The organism is Paraburkholderia sp. SG-MS1 (assembly GCF_012275575.1).
Taxonomy (GTDB): Bacteria; Pseudomonadota; Gammaproteobacteria; order Burkholderiales; family Burkholderiaceae; genus Paraburkholderia.
Genome location: NZ_NPIH01000239.1, coordinates 72,315 through 89,258, shown reverse-complemented (window position 1 = coordinate 89,258; position 16,944 = coordinate 72,315). Strand labels below are relative to the sequence as shown.

General features: G+C 62.0%; 14 protein-coding genes and 1 riboswitch. Of the genes, 4 read left to right on the top strand and 10 right to left on the bottom strand.

Features of this window, described 5'->3' with window-relative positions; genetic code table 11:
* Positions 1-87: 87 nt before the first annotated feature.
* From CIC12_RS23445 to CIC12_RS23405, 9 genes are all read right to left on the bottom strand, one after another.
* Positions 88-855, bottom strand: coding sequence for a bestrophin-like domain (locus tag CIC12_RS23445; RefSeq protein WP_168667425.1), 768 nt, complete (start codon positions 853-855; stop codon positions 88-90).
* A gap of 356 nt (positions 856-1,211) precedes the next feature.
* Entirely contained in the window at positions 1,212-3,020 is a 1,809-nt protein-coding gene (gene atzF, locus CIC12_RS23440) for an allophanate hydrolase (protein WP_168667423.1), read from the bottom strand.
* Positions 3,021-3,039: 19 nt separating this feature from the next.
* Positions 3,040-6,639: an urea carboxylase gene (gene uca, locus CIC12_RS23435; protein ID WP_168667421.1), complete on the bottom strand. Its 3,600-nt coding sequence runs from the start codon at positions 6,637-6,639 to the stop codon at positions 3,040-3,042.
* Between the two features lie 174 nt (positions 6,640-6,813).
* Positions 6,814-7,455 (bottom strand): urea amidolyase associated protein UAAP2, encoded by a 642-nt coding sequence (locus CIC12_RS23430; RefSeq protein WP_121323585.1) that lies wholly within the window; start codon positions 7,453-7,455, stop codon positions 6,814-6,816.
* Between the two features lie 15 nt (positions 7,456-7,470).
* Entirely contained in the window at positions 7,471-8,175 is a 705-nt protein-coding gene (locus CIC12_RS23425) for an urea amidolyase associated protein UAAP1 (protein ID WP_168667419.1), read from the bottom strand.
* 16 nt (positions 8,176-8,191) lie between these two features.
* Positions 8,192-8,983: an ABC transporter ATP-binding protein gene (locus CIC12_RS23420; RefSeq protein ID WP_168667417.1), complete on the bottom strand. Its 792-nt coding sequence runs from the start codon at positions 8,981-8,983 to the stop codon at positions 8,192-8,194.
* Entirely contained in the window at positions 8,980-9,795 is an 816-nt protein-coding gene (locus CIC12_RS23415; protein WP_168667415.1) for an ABC transporter permease, read from the bottom strand. Before CIC12_RS23415 ends, CIC12_RS23420 begins: the two co-directional genes overlap by 4 nt.
* Before the next feature lie 35 nt (positions 9,796-9,830).
* Positions 9,831-10,901: a putative urea ABC transporter substrate-binding protein gene (locus CIC12_RS23410; RefSeq protein ID WP_168667413.1), complete on the bottom strand. Its 1,071-nt coding sequence runs from the start codon at positions 10,899-10,901 to the stop codon at positions 9,831-9,833.
* 58 nt (positions 10,902-10,959) lie between these two features.
* A riboswitch (guanidine-I (ykkC/yxkD leader) is annotated at positions 10,960-11,059 on the bottom strand.
* 399 nt (positions 11,060-11,458) lie between these two features.
* Complete coding sequence (locus CIC12_RS23405) at positions 11,459-12,424, bottom strand: GlxA family transcriptional regulator (protein WP_168667411.1); 966 nt, start codon at positions 12,422-12,424, stop codon at positions 11,459-11,461.
* 107 nt (positions 12,425-12,531) lie between these two features.
* On the opposite strand from CIC12_RS23405, the gene CIC12_RS23400 reads away from it, so the two are divergent.
* From CIC12_RS23400 to CIC12_RS23390, 3 genes are all read left to right on the top strand, one after another.
* Positions 12,532-12,825 (top strand): hypothetical protein, encoded by a 294-nt coding sequence (locus tag CIC12_RS23400; protein ID WP_168667409.1) that lies wholly within the window; start codon positions 12,532-12,534, stop codon positions 12,823-12,825.
* A gap of 176 nt (positions 12,826-13,001) precedes the next feature.
* Complete coding sequence (locus CIC12_RS23395) at positions 13,002-13,409, top strand: MAPEG family protein (RefSeq protein WP_168667407.1); 408 nt, start codon at positions 13,002-13,004, stop codon at positions 13,407-13,409.
* Positions 13,410-13,505: 96 nt separating this feature from the next.
* The gene (locus tag CIC12_RS23390) at positions 13,506-13,706 is read left to right on the top strand and encodes a hypothetical protein (protein ID WP_168667405.1); all 201 of its coding nucleotides are present in this window, start codon (positions 13,506-13,508) and stop codon (positions 13,704-13,706) included.
* A gap of 168 nt (positions 13,707-13,874) precedes the next feature.
* Here CIC12_RS23390 and hpnH read toward each other — a convergent pair whose 3' ends face one another.
* Positions 13,875-15,431, bottom strand: a complete 1,557-nt coding sequence (gene hpnH, locus CIC12_RS23380; RefSeq protein ID WP_202984883.1) for an adenosyl-hopene transferase HpnH — start codon at positions 15,429-15,431, stop codon at positions 13,875-13,877.
* An 866-nt stretch (positions 15,432-16,297) separates the two neighbouring features.
* Between hpnH and CIC12_RS23375 the strand changes: the two genes are divergently transcribed.
* Entirely contained in the window at positions 16,298-16,930 is a 633-nt protein-coding gene (locus CIC12_RS23375; RefSeq protein WP_342030563.1) for an FkbM family methyltransferase, read from the top strand.
* Positions 16,931-16,944 lie beyond the last annotated feature (14 nt).

Sequence of the window (16,944 nt, the reverse complement as noted above, 5' to 3'; positions counted from 1 at the left end):
GCGGATATGTTCCTCGCGCGTTATGCAGGGGCCGGGGCGGGTTGAGCGGGGTTATCTCGTGTGGGCCAATGAGCGTGTCGAGCGGCCTTACGGTCTGTGCAGAGATTGCGCCGTGCTGATGAGATTTTGCGGCACGACACGGATGATGCCGTTGCGCGGCGTATCAATGTCCGCAATCAACATGAACGAGATAGACACGGTCAACGGCATGATCATGAGGAAGCGGCCTTTGCTGCTCGGATTTTTCGCCCCATAGCCCACCAGTACGTTGGCGAACACGCCGATCAGAATCATCATTATCCAGGCCGCCACGGGGATGCGGTTCGACCATGCTGCCTGGGTATAGCCCTGGGTGTTGATTACATCGTTCATGCCTGCAACGGCGAGCGCGACGACGGGATTCGGCTGGGCTACGGCGCCGCTTCTGGCTGCGGACCACAACCTGTCTTGCAGTTCAGAGGTGGCGGCATTGATCTGCTCGACGCGTTGCGTGTCGCGAGTCTGATAGTACTCGATGCGCAAGTCGACATACCTGGCGAGGTCCGAGCGGATCGCGGCGGCCGCCGCTTCCGGCAAAAGGTCCGCGCGAACGAACTCTGTCCCGATCGCGTTGGCTTCTTCCTCTTCGTAGTTCTTTCGCTGATCGTAACGGCCTACCGCCATGGACAAGCTGAAACCGATGACCAGGGCGAGCAGCGTCAACGTGGCTCCCTGAACGGTTCTGAAGTCGTCGCGCGAGTCTTCATCGAGCGCCATACGTTTTCGTAGAACCGAGTTTCCGAACCACGCCGCCAGCGACATGAACGCGAACGAAACGACCAGCAGGACGAGGGGATGCCTGATGAGTTGCTGCATGTATCGCTCCCTATGAAGGCACACGCTGGGCATTTGGCAGCCATGGCGCGAGACGGCGGCTGCACGACATTGAACCCGTGTCACCTCGCAAGTTGCTAATCATGAGGTGTTTGCACTGGACCGAAGAACGTGCGCTCGAGCCTGTGACGGCCGATCACCTTCGCTCGTTCCGCGATCACACCATACATGAGGATCATGTGTGTCGAGCCCGAAGGGCGGCCGGTTTGCTCCGTACTCAGGGCATGCTTCGTGGCGACCGGTTCATTAAACCCGGCGCGTTCCGCCATGCCCGCGCAGAGATCAATGTAGCGGTCATCCGGGCGAAAGAAAAGGGACGAATCTTCCCACCACACGCGCTATTTGCGCCCGCTGGCGAGCCATGCTCGCCAGCCGCCGAACTCCGTGATGTCGGTCCCGGCCTCCAGGCCATACCCTTCGCACACAAAGCCGGTCACCCACGTACCGTTGGCCAGTTCGACCTTCCCTAGCGCAAGCGGAGAGGGAATCGTCGTGAGGAACGAGCCCAGCTCCGGACTGGGCATCTCCCAGACCTCGATCGCAATCGCCGCGCCGCCGTCCGGCACGCGCCGCATGCCGGGCCGCCTCATGCCGCCCGGCGCGGCCTCCAGCGCGGACAAGCGATAGCGCGGCGCAGTGTGCGTCGCCTCTACGAGGTGTGCGCCGCGGCAGACCAGATCGCGATTGAGCGGCAAGCCCTGCATGTGGGCGCCGCACACCGCGACACGGACCCGATCGTTGGCCGCCGCCGTCGGTCGCTCGCTCGCATCGGGCCTGCCGCCCCCGACACATTCGACACCGCTTGCTCGCTGCAGCAGATCGGCCACACTCAGCAGATACTGATCCGTGAACGCCCGGCCGAACACGGTTACGCCCCATGGCAGGCCATTCTTCATGAACGCAGTCGGTGTCGCGACGGCCGCATAGTCGAGCAGATTCATGAAGTTGGTGTAGTAGCCGAGTAACGAGTTAGGCCCGATGGGGTCGCGCTCCAACTCTGCCAGCGTGACGGGGCGCGGATAAGTCGGCGTGAGAACGAAGTCCAGTGATTCGAGCGCGGCGTCGCAGACGGCCTTCAAAGCTTGCAGCCGGTATTGCGCGCGAAACAGTTCGACTGCAGTCGCGCCCGGCGCCTTCGCCAGCACATCGCGAATGACCGGCAACACGGCCTCCTTGTTCGCTTCCATCAACTCGCCCGCCACGCTGTAGCGTTCCGCGACCCAGGGGCCTTGATAAAGCAGGTTCGCCGCTTCGACGAACGGCGCGAAGTCGATCTCGACCGCCTCGCCGCCCGCCGCTTCGAGTAGCGCACGAGCCTTCGCAAACAACGCCGGACTTTCGGCACAGCCCGCGAATTCGGGTTGCGACGGCACGCCGAAGCGGAAGGTGGCGAGCTTGCCGAATGCGCGCGCGTCGTTCCATTGCGGGTTCTTGCGGCTGTATGCATCGCGCGGATCGGCTTGCGCGGTCAGTGCGAGCAAATCGCTCGCTTCGCGCGCGGTCGCCGTGAAGTAGGTCACGCAATCGAGCGTGCGGCAAGCCGGCACGACGCCGGCAGTGGACAGCACACCTTTGGTCGCCTTGAGTCCGACGAGGTTGTTGAGCCCTGCCGGCACGCGGCCGGAGCCGGCCGTGTCGGTGCCGAGCGCAAAGCTCGCGACGCCCAGCGCGACAGCCAGCGACGATCCCGCACTCGATCCGCCCGACGGATAGTCGGGATGCACGCTGTTGCGGCACCGGCCGTACGGCGAACGCGTACCGTTCAGGCCGGTGGCGAACTGGTCGAGATTGGTCTTGCCGAGCGGCACGGCGCCCAGCGCGATCAGCTGCGCGACGAGTGTCGCCGACTCGCCAGGCGTATAGGCAAAGGCGGGACAGGCGGCCGTCGTCGGGATCCCGGCCAGATCGATATTGTCCTTGATCGCGAACGGAATGCCATAGAGCGGCAATACTTCGATATCCTGTGTTTCCAGCCGGTCCAGATACGGCGCGACTTCCGCTTCGCTCAGAAGGTGGATGAACAGATGAAACTCAGGATTCAGTGCGGCGGCTTTCGCCCGCAACTCGCCAATCAATTGGCGCGGCGTAAGCGTCCCGGCACGGTAAGCGGCGCGCAGCGTAGACAAACGCAGATCGAATGAAGGCATGGATGTTTTCCCCGGAATATCAAAGACGTTCGATGACGGCCACGCGCTGCCCCGCGCGCACCGCAGAGCCAGGCGCCACGTGTATCTCGCCGACGGTTCCCGCACACGGCGCGCACACGGAGATTTCCATCTTCATCGACTCGATGACGAGCAGCACGTCGCCCGCCTCGACCGTGTCCCCGGAATTCACGCGCACTTGCCAAAGGCTACCGGCGATCTCGCTGTCCACCGCTATTTCGCCATCTTTCAACGGCGCCAGTTCGGCGTCCTCGGCAACCGGCGCGTCAAAGCTCTCTTCCACCGTTCCCGCTGCGCGCCAGCGCTCGCGTTCGGCCTGAAACGCGGCTTGCTGACGCGCGCGGAATTGCTCAATGCCCGCGGATTCGCGCGTGAGAAACGTTTGATAGTCGGCCAGCGACAACTCGGTTTCTTCGATCTTCAACGGATAGCGCCCCAGCGGAAAGTCCGCTCGAATACGCAGCAACTCGTCGGCGGGCACTTCGTAGAAGCGAATCTGATCGAAGAAGCGCAACAGATAGGGCCGTCCCGCGAAATCGGCGACTTCGCGATAGCGGTTCCACATCTGCAACGTGCGGCCGACGAATTGATAACCGCCCGGCCCCTCCATCCCATACACGCACAGATACGCGCCGCCGATGCCGACCGAGTTCTCCGCCGTCCACGTGCGCGCCGGATTGTATTTGGTCGTCACGAGCCGGTGACGCGGGTCGAGCGGCGTCGCGACCGGCGCGCCGAGATACACGTCGCCGAGTCCCATCACGAGATAGCTGGCATCGAACACGACCTGTTTGACGGCATCGATCGAGTCGAGATCGTTGATGCGGCGGATGAACTCGAGATTGCTCGGACACCACGGCGCATCCTTGCGCACCGTGGTCATGTATTTGTCGATCGCGAGCCGGCAGGCGGGATCGTCCCACGACAGCGGCAAATGCACGATCCGCGACGGCGCGCGCAAATCCTTCTGCAACAGCACGTGCTGCCAGGCGCGCTCGACGATCGCAAGCAACTGCGCCAGCGGCAGCGTTTCAGGCTGGTAGTGAATCTGCAGCGAGCGGATGCCGGGCGTCAGATCGATCACGCCGGGCAGCGCCATCGATTCGAGCGACTGCATCAGCGCATGGCCGCGAAAACGCAAGACAAGATCGAGTTCCGCCGGGCCGATTTCGAGCAGTAGATGCGTGTCGCCGGAAACACGTGCGACGAGCCGTTCGCGATCCGCACCGGTATCGAGGACGATCGGCGAGACGAGCGGGGCCGGCTCGGTGACTTGCGGCTTTGCGTCGAATTCGGGAGCCTGCAATTCACGCAGACGTTGGCGCGCCGCCTCACGCGCTGCATCGATTTGCACCGGCACGAAGCGCACCTTGTCGCCCGCTTTCAACTGTCCGATCTGCCAAAGATCTGCTTCGATGATCGTCACCGGGCAAACGAAGCCGCCGAGGCTCGGACCATCGGGTCCGAGGATCACGGGCATGTCGCCCGTGAAATCGACGGCGCCGACCGCATATGGGTTGTCGTGAATGTTCGACGGATGCAGCCCCGCCTCGCCGCCATCCTCACGCGCCCACTCCGGCTTCGGTCCGATCAGACGCACACCGGTGCGGCTGGAGTTGAAATGGATCTCCCATTCGGTGTCGAAAAACTGCTCGATATAACGCGGGCTGAAGTACTCCGGCGATCCGTGCGGACCATAGATCACGCGCAGCGTGCGCACCGTTTCCAGCTCGGGGACGTGGGCGAGCGCCGCGCCCGCCTTCTCATCCTGCAGCGGGTGAAGGTGCAGTACATCGCCTGCACGCAGCGCCCGCCCCCCATGTCCGCCGAACTGGCCGAGCGTGAAGGTGCTGCGACTGCCGAGATATACCGCGACATCGAAACCCCCGCGCACGCAGAGATAGGCACGCGCACCCGCGCCGCGAATGGTGCCGAGCGCGAGCGTCGAACCGGCCGCGACAAAGAGCGTCGTGTTCAACGGCTGTTCGATATCGTCGAGCAGCACCGGCAGACGCGCGCCCGTCACCGTGACGACCGCATCCGTGTTGAAGCGCAAGGTCGGCCCACTCATGGTGATTTCGAGCGCGGCGGCCTCCGCGGCATTGCCGAGCAGCCGGTTGCCGAGCCGCAACGCGCGGTCATCCATGGGACCGGAAGGCGGAATGCCGACCGCCCAGTAGCCGAGACGACCCGGATGATCCTGCACGGTCGTCTGCGTACCGCCACTGACCACTTCGATCGTGCTCGCCCGATATCTGAGTCCTTCGAGACAGCGCGTCCACGGTTCGCCCGATGCAAACGGGTGATCGTCGAGAATCTGCCGCAAGTAGTCGCGATTCGTCTCCACGCCGTAGATGCGCGTGTTCTGCAACGCGTCGTTGAGCGCGCGGCGTGCCGCGTCGCGCGTCGGCGCCCATGCGATTACTTTCGCCAGCATCGGGTCGAAGTAAGGCGGCACTTCGCAGCCCGCTTCGACCCACGTATCGATGCGCAGTGCGCGACCGTCTGCGGGCGCAAACGCGACATCGGTCAGCAGGCCGGGACTCGGCTTGAAATCGCGGCCCGGATCTTCGGCGTAGAGCCGCGCCTGAATCGCGTGTCCCTGCGGCTGCAAACCCGCGGCGAGTTCCTGCAACGGCGCGAGCGTGCCCGCCGACAGTTCGATCATCCAACGTACGAGATCGACGCCCCAGACCTGCTCGGTCACGCCATGCTCGACCTGCAGGCGCGTATTCACCTCCAGGAAATAGAACTGCTGCGCCGCGCTGTCATAGACGAATTCGACGGTGCCGGCCGAACGGTAACTCACCGCCTTCGCGAGCTTCACGGCGGCGTCGCACAATGCGGCCGACATGCCGTCGGGCAAACAGGGCGCGGGGGTCTCTTCGAGCACCTTCTGGTTGCGCCGCTGCACAGAGCAATCGCGCACGCCGAGGGCAATCGCATCACCCTCGCCGTCGCCGAAAACCTGCACTTCCAGATGCCGCGCCCGCTCGATGTACTTTTCGAGGAAAACGCCGGCATCGCTGAAGTTGTTCTGGCCGAGACGCTTGACCACGTCGAAATGCGCGCTCAGTTCCGCGACGTTCCAGCACACGCGCATGCCGATGCCGCCGCCGCCCGCCGTGCTTTTCAGCATCACCGGGTAGCCGATCGCGGCTGCCGCATCGAGCGCGGCGCCGAGATTCTCGAGCAAGCCGGTGCCTTCGAGCATCGGCACGCCCTCTTGCGCCGCGATGGCACGCGCCGTGTGCTTGAGTCCGAAGGCGCGCAATTGCGCCGGCGTCGGTCCGATGAACGCAATGCCCGCCGCTTCGCACGCTTCGCCGAAACCGGCGTTCTCCGATAAAAAGCCGTAACCCGGATGGATCGCCTGCACGTTCTCGCGGCGAGCGATCGCCAGAATCTTTTCCGTATCGAGGTAGGTGGCCGACGCGGCTCCATCGCCGAGACCGTGCGCGATGGGCGCCTCGCTCACATGAAGGCTCGCGCGATCCGCTTCTGCGTAAACGGCAACGCCGGTAACGTCGAGTTCGCGCAGCGTTCTGAGGATGCGACACGCAATCGCGCCGCGATTGGCGATCAGGATTTTCTCGAACATGAAAGGGATCTTGATTCATGGGCGGGCCGTCCCGCCACGTGGGAATGCATGCCGCGGTCGTCCGCGGCAGAGGTCCGTGTCAGCGATCTGCGTGGGTCAGTTGTTCGCGCGTGCAGGTGCAGCAGCGTCCCGAGCGAACCAGCATGACGAAGAAAAGCCAGTTGCGGATTCGCTTCAGTTCCATATCAGCAACTCCGCGGGCGTCGGGTTGTAGGCATTGCACGGATTGTTCAGCTGCGGGCAGTTGGAGATCAGCACGATCACATCCATTTCCGCGCGCAGTTCGACGTACTTGCCCGGCGCCGAGATGCCGTCTTCGAAAGTCAGGCCGCCTTCGGACGTCACCGGCACGTTCATGAAGAAGTTGATGTTCGCGCCGATGTCCTGTTTGGACAAACGTCCGTCGTGTGCACAGGCGCGCAGGTAGTTATCGCGGCAGCTATGCATGTAGCGCTTTTCCAGCGCGTAGCGCACCGTGTTGCTCTCCTGCGCGCACGCGCCGCCGAGCGTATCGTGACGCCCGCAGGTATCGGCGACGATCGTCAGCATCGGCTTGCCGAGGTTCGAATAGAGCACGGTGCCCGTCGTCAGGTACAGGCTTTTCTGCCTGCGCAGCGTGCGTTGCGGATCGAAACGCTCACGCGGATCGGCGAGACTGAAGAACAGCGTGTCGACGGCCTGATTGCCTTCCAGATCGAGAATGCGCAGCGTCTGGCCGGCCTTCAGTTCGTGCAGCCACGGTTCACCGGCCGCGAGTGTCTCGCGAAAGACCGCGTGCTCGGCGCGTTTGTCGCTAGCTGTCAGCGTCGTTGTCATGATGTCGGGCTCCGCTCAAAGAAAGAAGCGATCGGTGTTGATGAAACCGCGCATGTTTTCCTCGCATGAGGTTCGGCACAGTTCGGCGATGTCGCGCTCCGCACGGCTCAATGCAAGCTTGACCGGCTTGGGCGCGTATTCCGGATTCGGATCGAGCGGATGCTGGATCGCGGTGAGCACCACGAGCGTGTTCATCGGTGCATACAGATCGAGGTAGTCGCCGCCCTTCGAATTGCCCGGCACGAAATTCAGAGCGCCCTCGTCTGTGACGTCGACCCGGCTGAAGAGATTGAGCGTCATCAGCAGGTCCGAGATCCCGAGTCCCCACTTGCCCATTTCGACGAGCAGATTGTCGGTACCGTTACGATAAAACGCGTTGCGCAACTCCTGGTAGCGGCCCGATCCGTAGCGTTCGTGCACTTCTTCCGCATTCGATACGCCGCCGATGCTGTCATGCCAGCCGCAGGTGTCCGCCACGATCGCGGCAAGCACACGGCCCATATCGGAGTACAGGCAATGGCCGGCCGTGAGCTTCGCCGTGTGCTGACACTTCAGCGTGTCGGGCAGGTTGAGCCGTTCACTCTTCTCGTCAGCGTTGATCAGCATCATGCTGACGTTCGCGCCGCCACGCAGGTCGGTAATGCGCAGCGACTGGCCGCGCTTGATGATCAACGAAGCATGGCCGCCGCCGGGGATGGTTTCTTCGAGTAGCAGTTCCATGAGGTTCAGACTCCTGTCAGGCTGAGACCGCTTCGACACGGGACGCGCCTTCCACCACGGCCTGGGCCATATGAAGGGACGACGCGGCGCCGCGACTGTGGTCGAGCGGAATGTTGTAGGTGATGCGCGCGCCATAGGCGCCGGGTGCCTGCGGATCGACGCGGACCTTGTCGAACACCAGCACGCGACTGCCCAGCGTGAAACCTTCCTTCAGGTCGTGCGTGACCATGAAGATCGTCAGCTTCGATTCGCGCCACAGGCTGAGCAGCAATTCGTGCATGTCCTTGCGGATGCCGGGATCGAGCGCGCCGAATGGCTCATCGAGCAGGAGCACGCGCGGCTTCATCATCAGCACCTGGGCAATCGCGAGGCGCTGTTGCATGCCGCCCGAAAGTTGCTGCGGATATTTGTCCAGTGCCGCACCGAGGCCCACGCGTTCGAGCATCGCGGCGGCCTCGTCTCGCGCCGCACGGCGTCGGGCGCCGAACAGACGGCCCGTGAATTTCGCGCGCGGCAATTCGAGTCCCAGCATCACGTTGCGAATCACCGTGAGATGGTCGAACACCGAATAGCGCTGAAACACCACGCCGCGATGCTCATCGGGTTCGCCGGGCAACGCTTCGCCATCCAGCAGAATCTCGCCGCGCGTCGCGCGCTCCTGGCCGAGCAAGAGCCGCAGAAACGTGGACTTGCCGCAGCCCGATGCGCCGACCATCGAACAGAACTCGCCTTCCTCGATGCGCAGGTTCAATCGTTCGAGCACGACCTGATCGCCGTATTCCTTCCAGACGTTGCGAACTTCGATCATCGTGCGCCTCCGCCATACCAGGGGAACGACCATTGCGTGAGGCGGCGCAGCAGTTCGTCGGTGAGCCAAGCGAGCAGCGTGATCCACGCCACGTACGGCAGGATCACGTCCATCGCGAGGTAGCGGCGCACCAGAAAGATGCGGTAGCCGAGGCCATCGGTCGAAGCGATCGCTTCCGCGGCGATCAGAAAGAGCCACGCCGCGCCGAGCGACAGACGCATCGCCACCAGCAGACGCGGCAGCAACTGCGGCAGCACGAGGCGCAGAATCAACGTCCAGCTGGTCGCGCCGAGCGTCTGCGCCTTGACCCATAGTTCGGTGGGGATTTCACGGGCCCGCGAATGCAGATCGCGGATGATCATCGGCGTAATGCCGACCACGATCAGCACGACTTTCGACAATTCGTCGAGCCCGAACACGATGAACAGAATCGGCAGCACCGCGAGCGGCGGGATCATCGAGATCACCGTGATGAACGGCGAAAGCGTTGCGCTCACCAGCGGAAACGAGCCAGTCGCGATGGCCGCCACCAGCGCGATGACGGCGCTCACGAGGAGGCCGATGCCGAGCCGCCGCAAGCTCGATACCGTGTCGGCCCACAGCAGATACTCGCCCGTGCGCTTGTCCTCGGTGAAGGCGGCCTGCCTGATGGCGTCGCTCATCTGCGTCGCGCCCGGCAGCAGCTTGTCGTCGGGATTGAGCTGAAGCCGCATCGACGACCCGGTGAAATAAATCGCTACCAGCACGATGAACGGCAGCAACAGCAGCATCAAGCCGCCGCTTCGGCTGGGATATCGATTGATGAGTCGCATGGCTGCCCGCCTTGTGGAATGCGTGGGTATTTGCTTCAGAGCTTGCCCGCCGCCGCCATTTCGACGTAGGTCGGATCGAAACGCAGCTTGACGTTGCTCTTGTTGCCGATCACGACGCCCTTGTCGAACGCCATGCCGACCACATCCGCGCTTTTGGCGTCCTGTCCGAGCAGACCGTGATCGAACGAGAATTTCGCGACGCGCGTCATGATCTTCGGCATGTCGGGGCTGGTGACGAAATCGAGTGCGGCTTTCGGCGTGTAGAAGAGCGCGGTGGTCGCCAGTTGCCCCTTGAAGCCCGCGAGATCGGTGCCCGATGCCTTGGCCATCGCTGTGAGCGCGGTGGTGCTGTCGGCATCGTTAGCGTGCATCAGTGCGACCATTTCGAACCATGCGCCCGTCAGCGCTTTGCCGAGTGCAGGGTTGTCGTGCAGGGTTTTGGTGTTGACCACCATCATGTCCATGATCTCGCCGGGGATCTTGCTCGAGTCGAAGACTTCGGTGACGTTCGGCTGCGCCTTCAGTTCGGCGAGCATGGGGTTCCACGTCACCGCGTTATGGACCGCGGGCGTCGCGAACGCGCCGGCGATGTCGGCATCGGAGGTGTTGACCACCTTGAGGTCGCGCTCGCTCATATGGGCGCTTTCGAGCGCGCGTGCCAGCAGATAGTGCGAGACGGAGAACTGGACCAGATTGATCTGCTGACCCTTCAGGTCGGCGACCTGCTTGCCCTTGCCCTTGATGAGCACGCCGTCGTTACCATTCGAATAGTCGCTGACGATCAGCGCCGTCGAATCCACGCCACCCGAAGCGGGAATGGTCAACGCATCCATATTGGTCATCGCACAGCCATCGAACTTGCCGGCGGTGTACTGGTTGATGGATTCGACGTAGTCGTTCAGTTGCACGACATCGACGTTGATGCCGTATTTCTTCGCCCACTTCGAGACGATGCCCTGGGTTTTGGCCTGCCCCCACGGCATCCAGCCCGCGTAGATGGTCCAGCAAACCTTGAAGTCGGTACGGCCGGCGGCCAACGCGGAGGTGGAGGCGAACGCAGCGAGGGAAACGGCGGCGATGCCAAGAAAGCGAACGAGCTTGCGCATGAGGTTGACCTCGGAAGGGACAGTTAGCGACGGCAGGGAGCAGCGCAAACATCGCGTTCTCTCCCGGGCTTTTGTCCCGCCGTGTAACCTCGCCTGAGGTCGACAGCTCTCGGACCAGCGCCTGCGTGAAGCAGGCCGGAACCCTAGCCATCCATTTCCAGATTGTGTATTGAACCGGATGACGCGCCGGCTCCTTGCCCTTCCTGTTAAGCGAGAAGTGTGCCAAACGGGTTCGGTGCAATTTCTGCGCGGCGTAGTGGGAGGCTGCCCCGCCCGGGTGATGGCGTGCACGTTCGCGTGCTGAACCGGCACCTTATTCGTGCATTGGCTGCTGGACCTTGGATGACATTGACACGATCGCCTTGTCGAAAACGATTTGTGCCTTGTTCCAGCTGAACGGATATGACGCAACGTGAATGAGGCCAAACCTGAATTCCGTCGCCCCGAATTCATGATGCGCGTCAAGCGTCAACTCAAACGGTCTGATCGCACCATCCTTTCGTCGTCATTTACGCAAATTGCCTTATTGAACGAAACTCGGCAATGCTCCTCATGCGTCAGAGCAGGTCAGCACGAATCTCGCGAACGCCTCGGCCCAGCCGTTGACGCAGCAGTGCGCGCAGCGTCGCACCATCGTCATACCCGACCTGGGCAGCAATACTTTCAACGTCAAGCCCCCCACTGCGGAGCAAAGACTGCGCATGTTCCACGCGCAGATCCTGGAAATAAGCGAGCGGAGATTTGCCGAGTACTTCCTGGCAGCGGCGTTGCAACGAGCGTGTACTCGTGGCCAACGCACTGGACGCGTTCTGCAGCGAGAATCCGGATGCCAGATTCTCGCGAGCCCATCGTTCAAAGCGCTGAATCAGCGGATCGGCTTGGGCGAGGTGATTGGGAATGATGTAGGCGGCCTGCGACGAACGGATATCGGCGAGCAAATAACGCGAAACCATCGATGCCAGCTCCGGGCTGGCCGTACGTATCAGCCAAAGGGCGAGATCGAGGTGGCCCATTGCCGCGCCGGCCGTCACGCCGATGTCCGTCGGCACCAGCATGCGAGATTCATCGAGCCGGACATGGGGGTAACGTTGCCGGAAAAACGGCGCAAGGGCCCAGTTGGTCGTGGCCTCCCGGCCATCCAGAAGTCCGGCTTCCGCAAGCTGAAATGTCCCGATACAGGAAGCCGCCAACCGGACGCCATCTGCATGCCATGCCAACAGTTGCGCCCTTGCCCGAACCACGTCCGGCCGCTCCAGCGAAGCGACCAGTTCGTCCTGCATCGTCGTGGCCAGCGCGGGAACAATCACCCAGTCGGGTTGCTGCTCCGCTGTGATCGGTTGCACCGGCACCCCGAGTCCGTGCGCGGACTTCACCCTCTTTCGCACGCCGACGAGAGATACATCGAACCGCAGCATCCCGCCCATTGCCCGCGTCGAAAGCGCGTTGGCGACCCGGAACGCGTCGAGTGTGACGGACAGGCCCGTGTCGAACACTCCATCAAGAGCGAGCACAGAAATTCGCATGGCGTAAATGTCCACAAAGTTGGCGTTTGTGACTGTATCAGCCGTCAACACGGCTGACTAGACTTACTCCCGTTGCATGTCGCAATCAACCCACTCAGGAGATTCCCATGAAGGTTCTAGCTGTTGCAACGATCGTCAAGCCGATCCTGGACGAACAGAAAATGCAGATCATGCCGAGCGAAGTACCAGCAACGCTTAAGCTTTATCTTGACGGCAAGATCGAGCAGTTCTGGTTTCGCCAGGATGCGCCGGGCGTCATCTTCCTCATGAACACCGAGTCGATCGACGAGGCACGCAAGGCTGTCGAGGCGCTGCCGCTCACGGCCGGCGGGTATGCAAAATATGAGTTGATGCACGTCGGTCCGCTCGCTCCGTTGGGCCTGCTGATTCAGGGCAAGTAAGGGCCGCAAGCGCTGCCGGTGCCCCGGTCATCGGCGGCGCTCCCTGAGGGCGTCACAACCAGAGTCCTGCTGCGGAAGGCCTATTCCATCCAGTCGTTAGCTCACCAGAACAATGATCGAGGGCATCGACTCTGGGCCCCTACAAGAACTCTCGCAACAATAGGAGGTAGTCGATCATGAAACTCACCCCGGAACTCTATGTCCTGACGCTTGTTGCCACAGCGACGGTGCTGATGTGGGTCCCCTACATGGCATCGAGAATCCTGACGCGCGGACCGGTCCGGACACTCGCCGATCCAGCGGATCCGACCGCCCCACCCGACCCGGCCTGGGCTCAGAGAGCACGGCGCGCGCACGCCAATGCGGTCGAGAATCTGGCCGTGTTTGCACCGCTCGCGATTATTCTGGCCCTGATCGGCGCGAGCACGCCGGCAACGATCCTCGCAGCCAAGACCTATCTGATCGCGCGACTCGTCCACTACGTCGTCTACACCGCCGGTATCCCTGTCGTCCGCACGCTCGCGTTCGTGGTCGGCATCGGCTCGACCCTGATGATTGCCGGCGCTGTGCTCGGCCATCTTTGACCGACTATTGGACAGGCCATCCGCGTCGTGCGCACCCTCATGCTTCTGGCGCCGCTAGTGGCCTGACTCAAAGATAAGCATACCGAAGGAATGACCGTGAAACCCACCATCCTCGACTCGGGCGCTGCCGGATCGACCGGCAGCGTCGCGGCGAAAAGCCTTCCGGTGAAGGGCCTCCGCGTTCGAGCGCTGGTTCACGAACGGGACGAGCGCCCGGAGAAACTGAAGGCGCCGGGTATCGAGATCGTCGTTTCCGTTGCGGAATTCGTCGAGAGGAACCGCGACGCCTTCAAATAAGGTTGACTATAGCTCGCGGCGGTAGCGTGTCGCGGTTGCTGTCGCTTGTGTTCGCTGGCCGATTAACCGTCATTCCACAGCTGCACTCGGCCAACCGCCTCCGGCTTCCAATTGGATATTGGTCCGCAAGGGCGCCAGCCGGGGCGTCCCGGCTGGCGCCCTCAGCTGTCACTCATCCAGACATTCAGGCTCGATCTGGATGTTCTTTTCGCCCGCGGCTTTCTTTTCCCAGTAGCGTTTGACCCAGTTTTCGAAGGTCTTGCCGGCCGCCGTATCCTTGCCGGTGAAGGCGATGGCGCCGATCTCCGCGTACGGGATCACGTCCTTGGTCTGTTTGCCGGTCGGGATGATGCGGACGAAGCAATCCTTGAAGGCAGCGCCGTATTGGCGGTCGTACAGATAGCCCGCGACAGTCGAGCCATCCTTGCGGGTGATCGTGACGTCGCCACGATAATCGAAGGCCTTTTCCATCGCCTCGCGCACCGCCGCTTCAGTCGTCAGTTCCGGCGTCCAGCCCTCGAGATGCTCGTGCACCGTACCAGCGGCCGTCTCCATCTGATCCGGAGCGACGGCGTCGGCGGCCGGCGCGGCTGCGTGAACCGCTTCGCCCTTCGTGGCCTCTGCGCGCTGTGCCGGGGGGACGAATACCATCGGCACTTCGTGCGACGTCTTCTTCCAACCCGCGAGCATGTCGGTGGCCTCGCGATCTTCATAGCGATCGAACAGCATCGCTTTGACCGTCTGGAACAGGCCCTTGAACGAGCCAAAGGTGTAATTCACGCCGCTCGCCTCGTAACCGGAGTGCACCATGCAGTTCGCGCACTTCGGATTGCCGCTTTCGGTGCCGTACTCGGACCACTTCACGCTTTCCATCAGTTCGTCGAAGCTGTCAGCGTAGCCGTCCTGGAGCAGATAGCACGGCTTTTGCCAGCCGAAGATGCTGTACGTGGGCATGCCCCACGGCGTGCAGGTGAGGTCCTTCTTGCCCATCAGGAATTCCATGAAGATCGGCGACGCGTTGAAGCGCCAGCTCTTCTTCCGATTCGACAGGATCGAGCGGAACAGTTTCTTCGAACGCGCGCGACCAAGAAAGTGCTTCTGGTCGGGCGCCTTGTCGTACGTATAGCCAGGCGACACCATCATGCTTTCGACGCCCGCTTCCATCATTTCGTCGAAATGCAGACGAACGCTGTTCGGGTCCGCGCCGTCGAACAGCGTCGTGTTGGTGGTAACGCGGAAACCCGCCGCTACCGCGGCCCGCACGCCTTCCATCGCGATGTCGTAGCCGCCTTCACGGCACACCGCAAAATCGTGATGCTCGCGCTGGCCGTCCACGTGAACGGAGAAGGACAGATACTTGCTGGGCTTGAAGAGGTGCAGGTTCTTGGCAAGCAGCAAGGCGTTCGTGCACATATATACGTACTTCTTGCGCGCGACGAGACCGGCGACGATCTCCGGCATCTGCGGATGCAGAAGCGGCTCACCGCCCGGAATCGCGACCATCGGCGTGCCGCACTCCTCTACCGCCTGGAAGCATTGCTCAGGCGTGAGTTCCGACTTCAGCACGTGCGCCGGATACTGAATTTTGCCGCACCCCGCACATGCCAGATTGCAGCGCATGAGCGGCTCAAGCATGAGGACGAGCGGATAACGGCTTCGCCGCATCAGCTTCTGTTTCAGAACGTAGGTGGCGACCGTCCACGCCTGCGAAATTGGCACTCCCATGCTGCAAATACTCCTCGATAACCGGTTACTCGGCGGACGACCCGCACTGTGTCCAGTAAAAGCTAAATGTTTGATACTAGAGCGATCATCTGCCAACCCGTGCCGGGCGCGTGCGCGCGATCAGCGTCGGAGTCGGCCAGGATGCGTTCGACTTTGCGCGCAATGATCGCACAAACTGCGCAGGTGGGTTGAAAGCCGCCGCAGACGGCGTGCGGCGCTTATCTCTCACCCCAAAAGCGACCGGCCGAGACCGCGCCGTTAAATGGCCGCTTCAGAGCGGTCGCAACTGGCACATCCAGGCGGACGGAGTCTGCCGCTTCAGATAGAGGTCGGGCTAGAAGGCATCATTCGTCAGGCCATAACGGGGCTTCTTGCGACTGCTGCGCCCTCGTCGACGGCCCGTATCTCCGCCGGGGCTTCCCCAGGCTGTCCAGTAGCTCGACGCGTAGGGCTAGCGTCAATCCGCCAGCTTTACCGTCCAGCGTACCGTCGAAAGATTCGAGCGCGACGTAAATTGCCTTTGAACCGGCCAAGTTTGGCGCATATGCCGGAAATAGGGAGAGGCCCGAGGTGAGTTGCTCAAATTCATAGACTACCCTTAGCAATGGTGCGCGCCTTTTGAGTATCGGCGGATTTCCGTCAATGCAGCTGCGGTCCCAACCAGCGATACGATCACGCGGAGAACCAAGATGCACGACCTCGTCAGGTCCACCCTGAAGGACATGTTGCCCCCAGGGCTCGTGCGATTGCTGCGACCCAAAAATCGGTCTCCCGATGCTTGGGGAGCCGTTCGATACGGTTTGCACGGGTTGCGGCTTCCCGGCGGAAGGCGCTTCAATTTCCGGCCCTCAATACCGGACCGAACGGTGTGCAAGCAGATTTTTTTTCGACGAGTCTATGCAACGGATCAACTTAGCCGGGCGCAAGAGATAGCCGACTTTTACCGGGCCTGTCCGGATCCGCTCATCGTCGATGCCGGGGCCAACATTGGGGCCAGCGCGGTTTGGTTTGCGCTCACGTATCCGAAAGCGAAGGTTCTGGCAATCGAGCCGGACGTATCGAACTACGAACTCCTCAAGAGTAACTCGAGTGCCTTCCCATCTATCGTGCCGCTGAACGCCGCCATCGCAGCGACCAGCGGTACGCTTTATCTGGACGATCCGGGACGAGGCGCTTGCGGATATCGTACGGCCGAGCAGCCCACCGATCATTCGTACGCCGTTGAAGCGATGACGCTGGAACAGGTGATAGCGAAATCGAGCGGAACGCCATTCATCCTGAAGATTGACATCGAGGGCGCAGAGTCGGACCTCTTTTCCCGTCACTCCGAGGAATTAAACAGATTTCCGCTGGTGATCATTGAACTGCATGACTGGATGCTTCCACGGAAATCAAACAGTCGGAACTTCTTGAAGTGGCATGTCGAAATGCAGCGTGATTTCGTCTACGCCGGCGAGAACGTTTTTTCGATTTCCAATACGATTCGGCCAGTGATCTGACGCCAGGCGTCGAA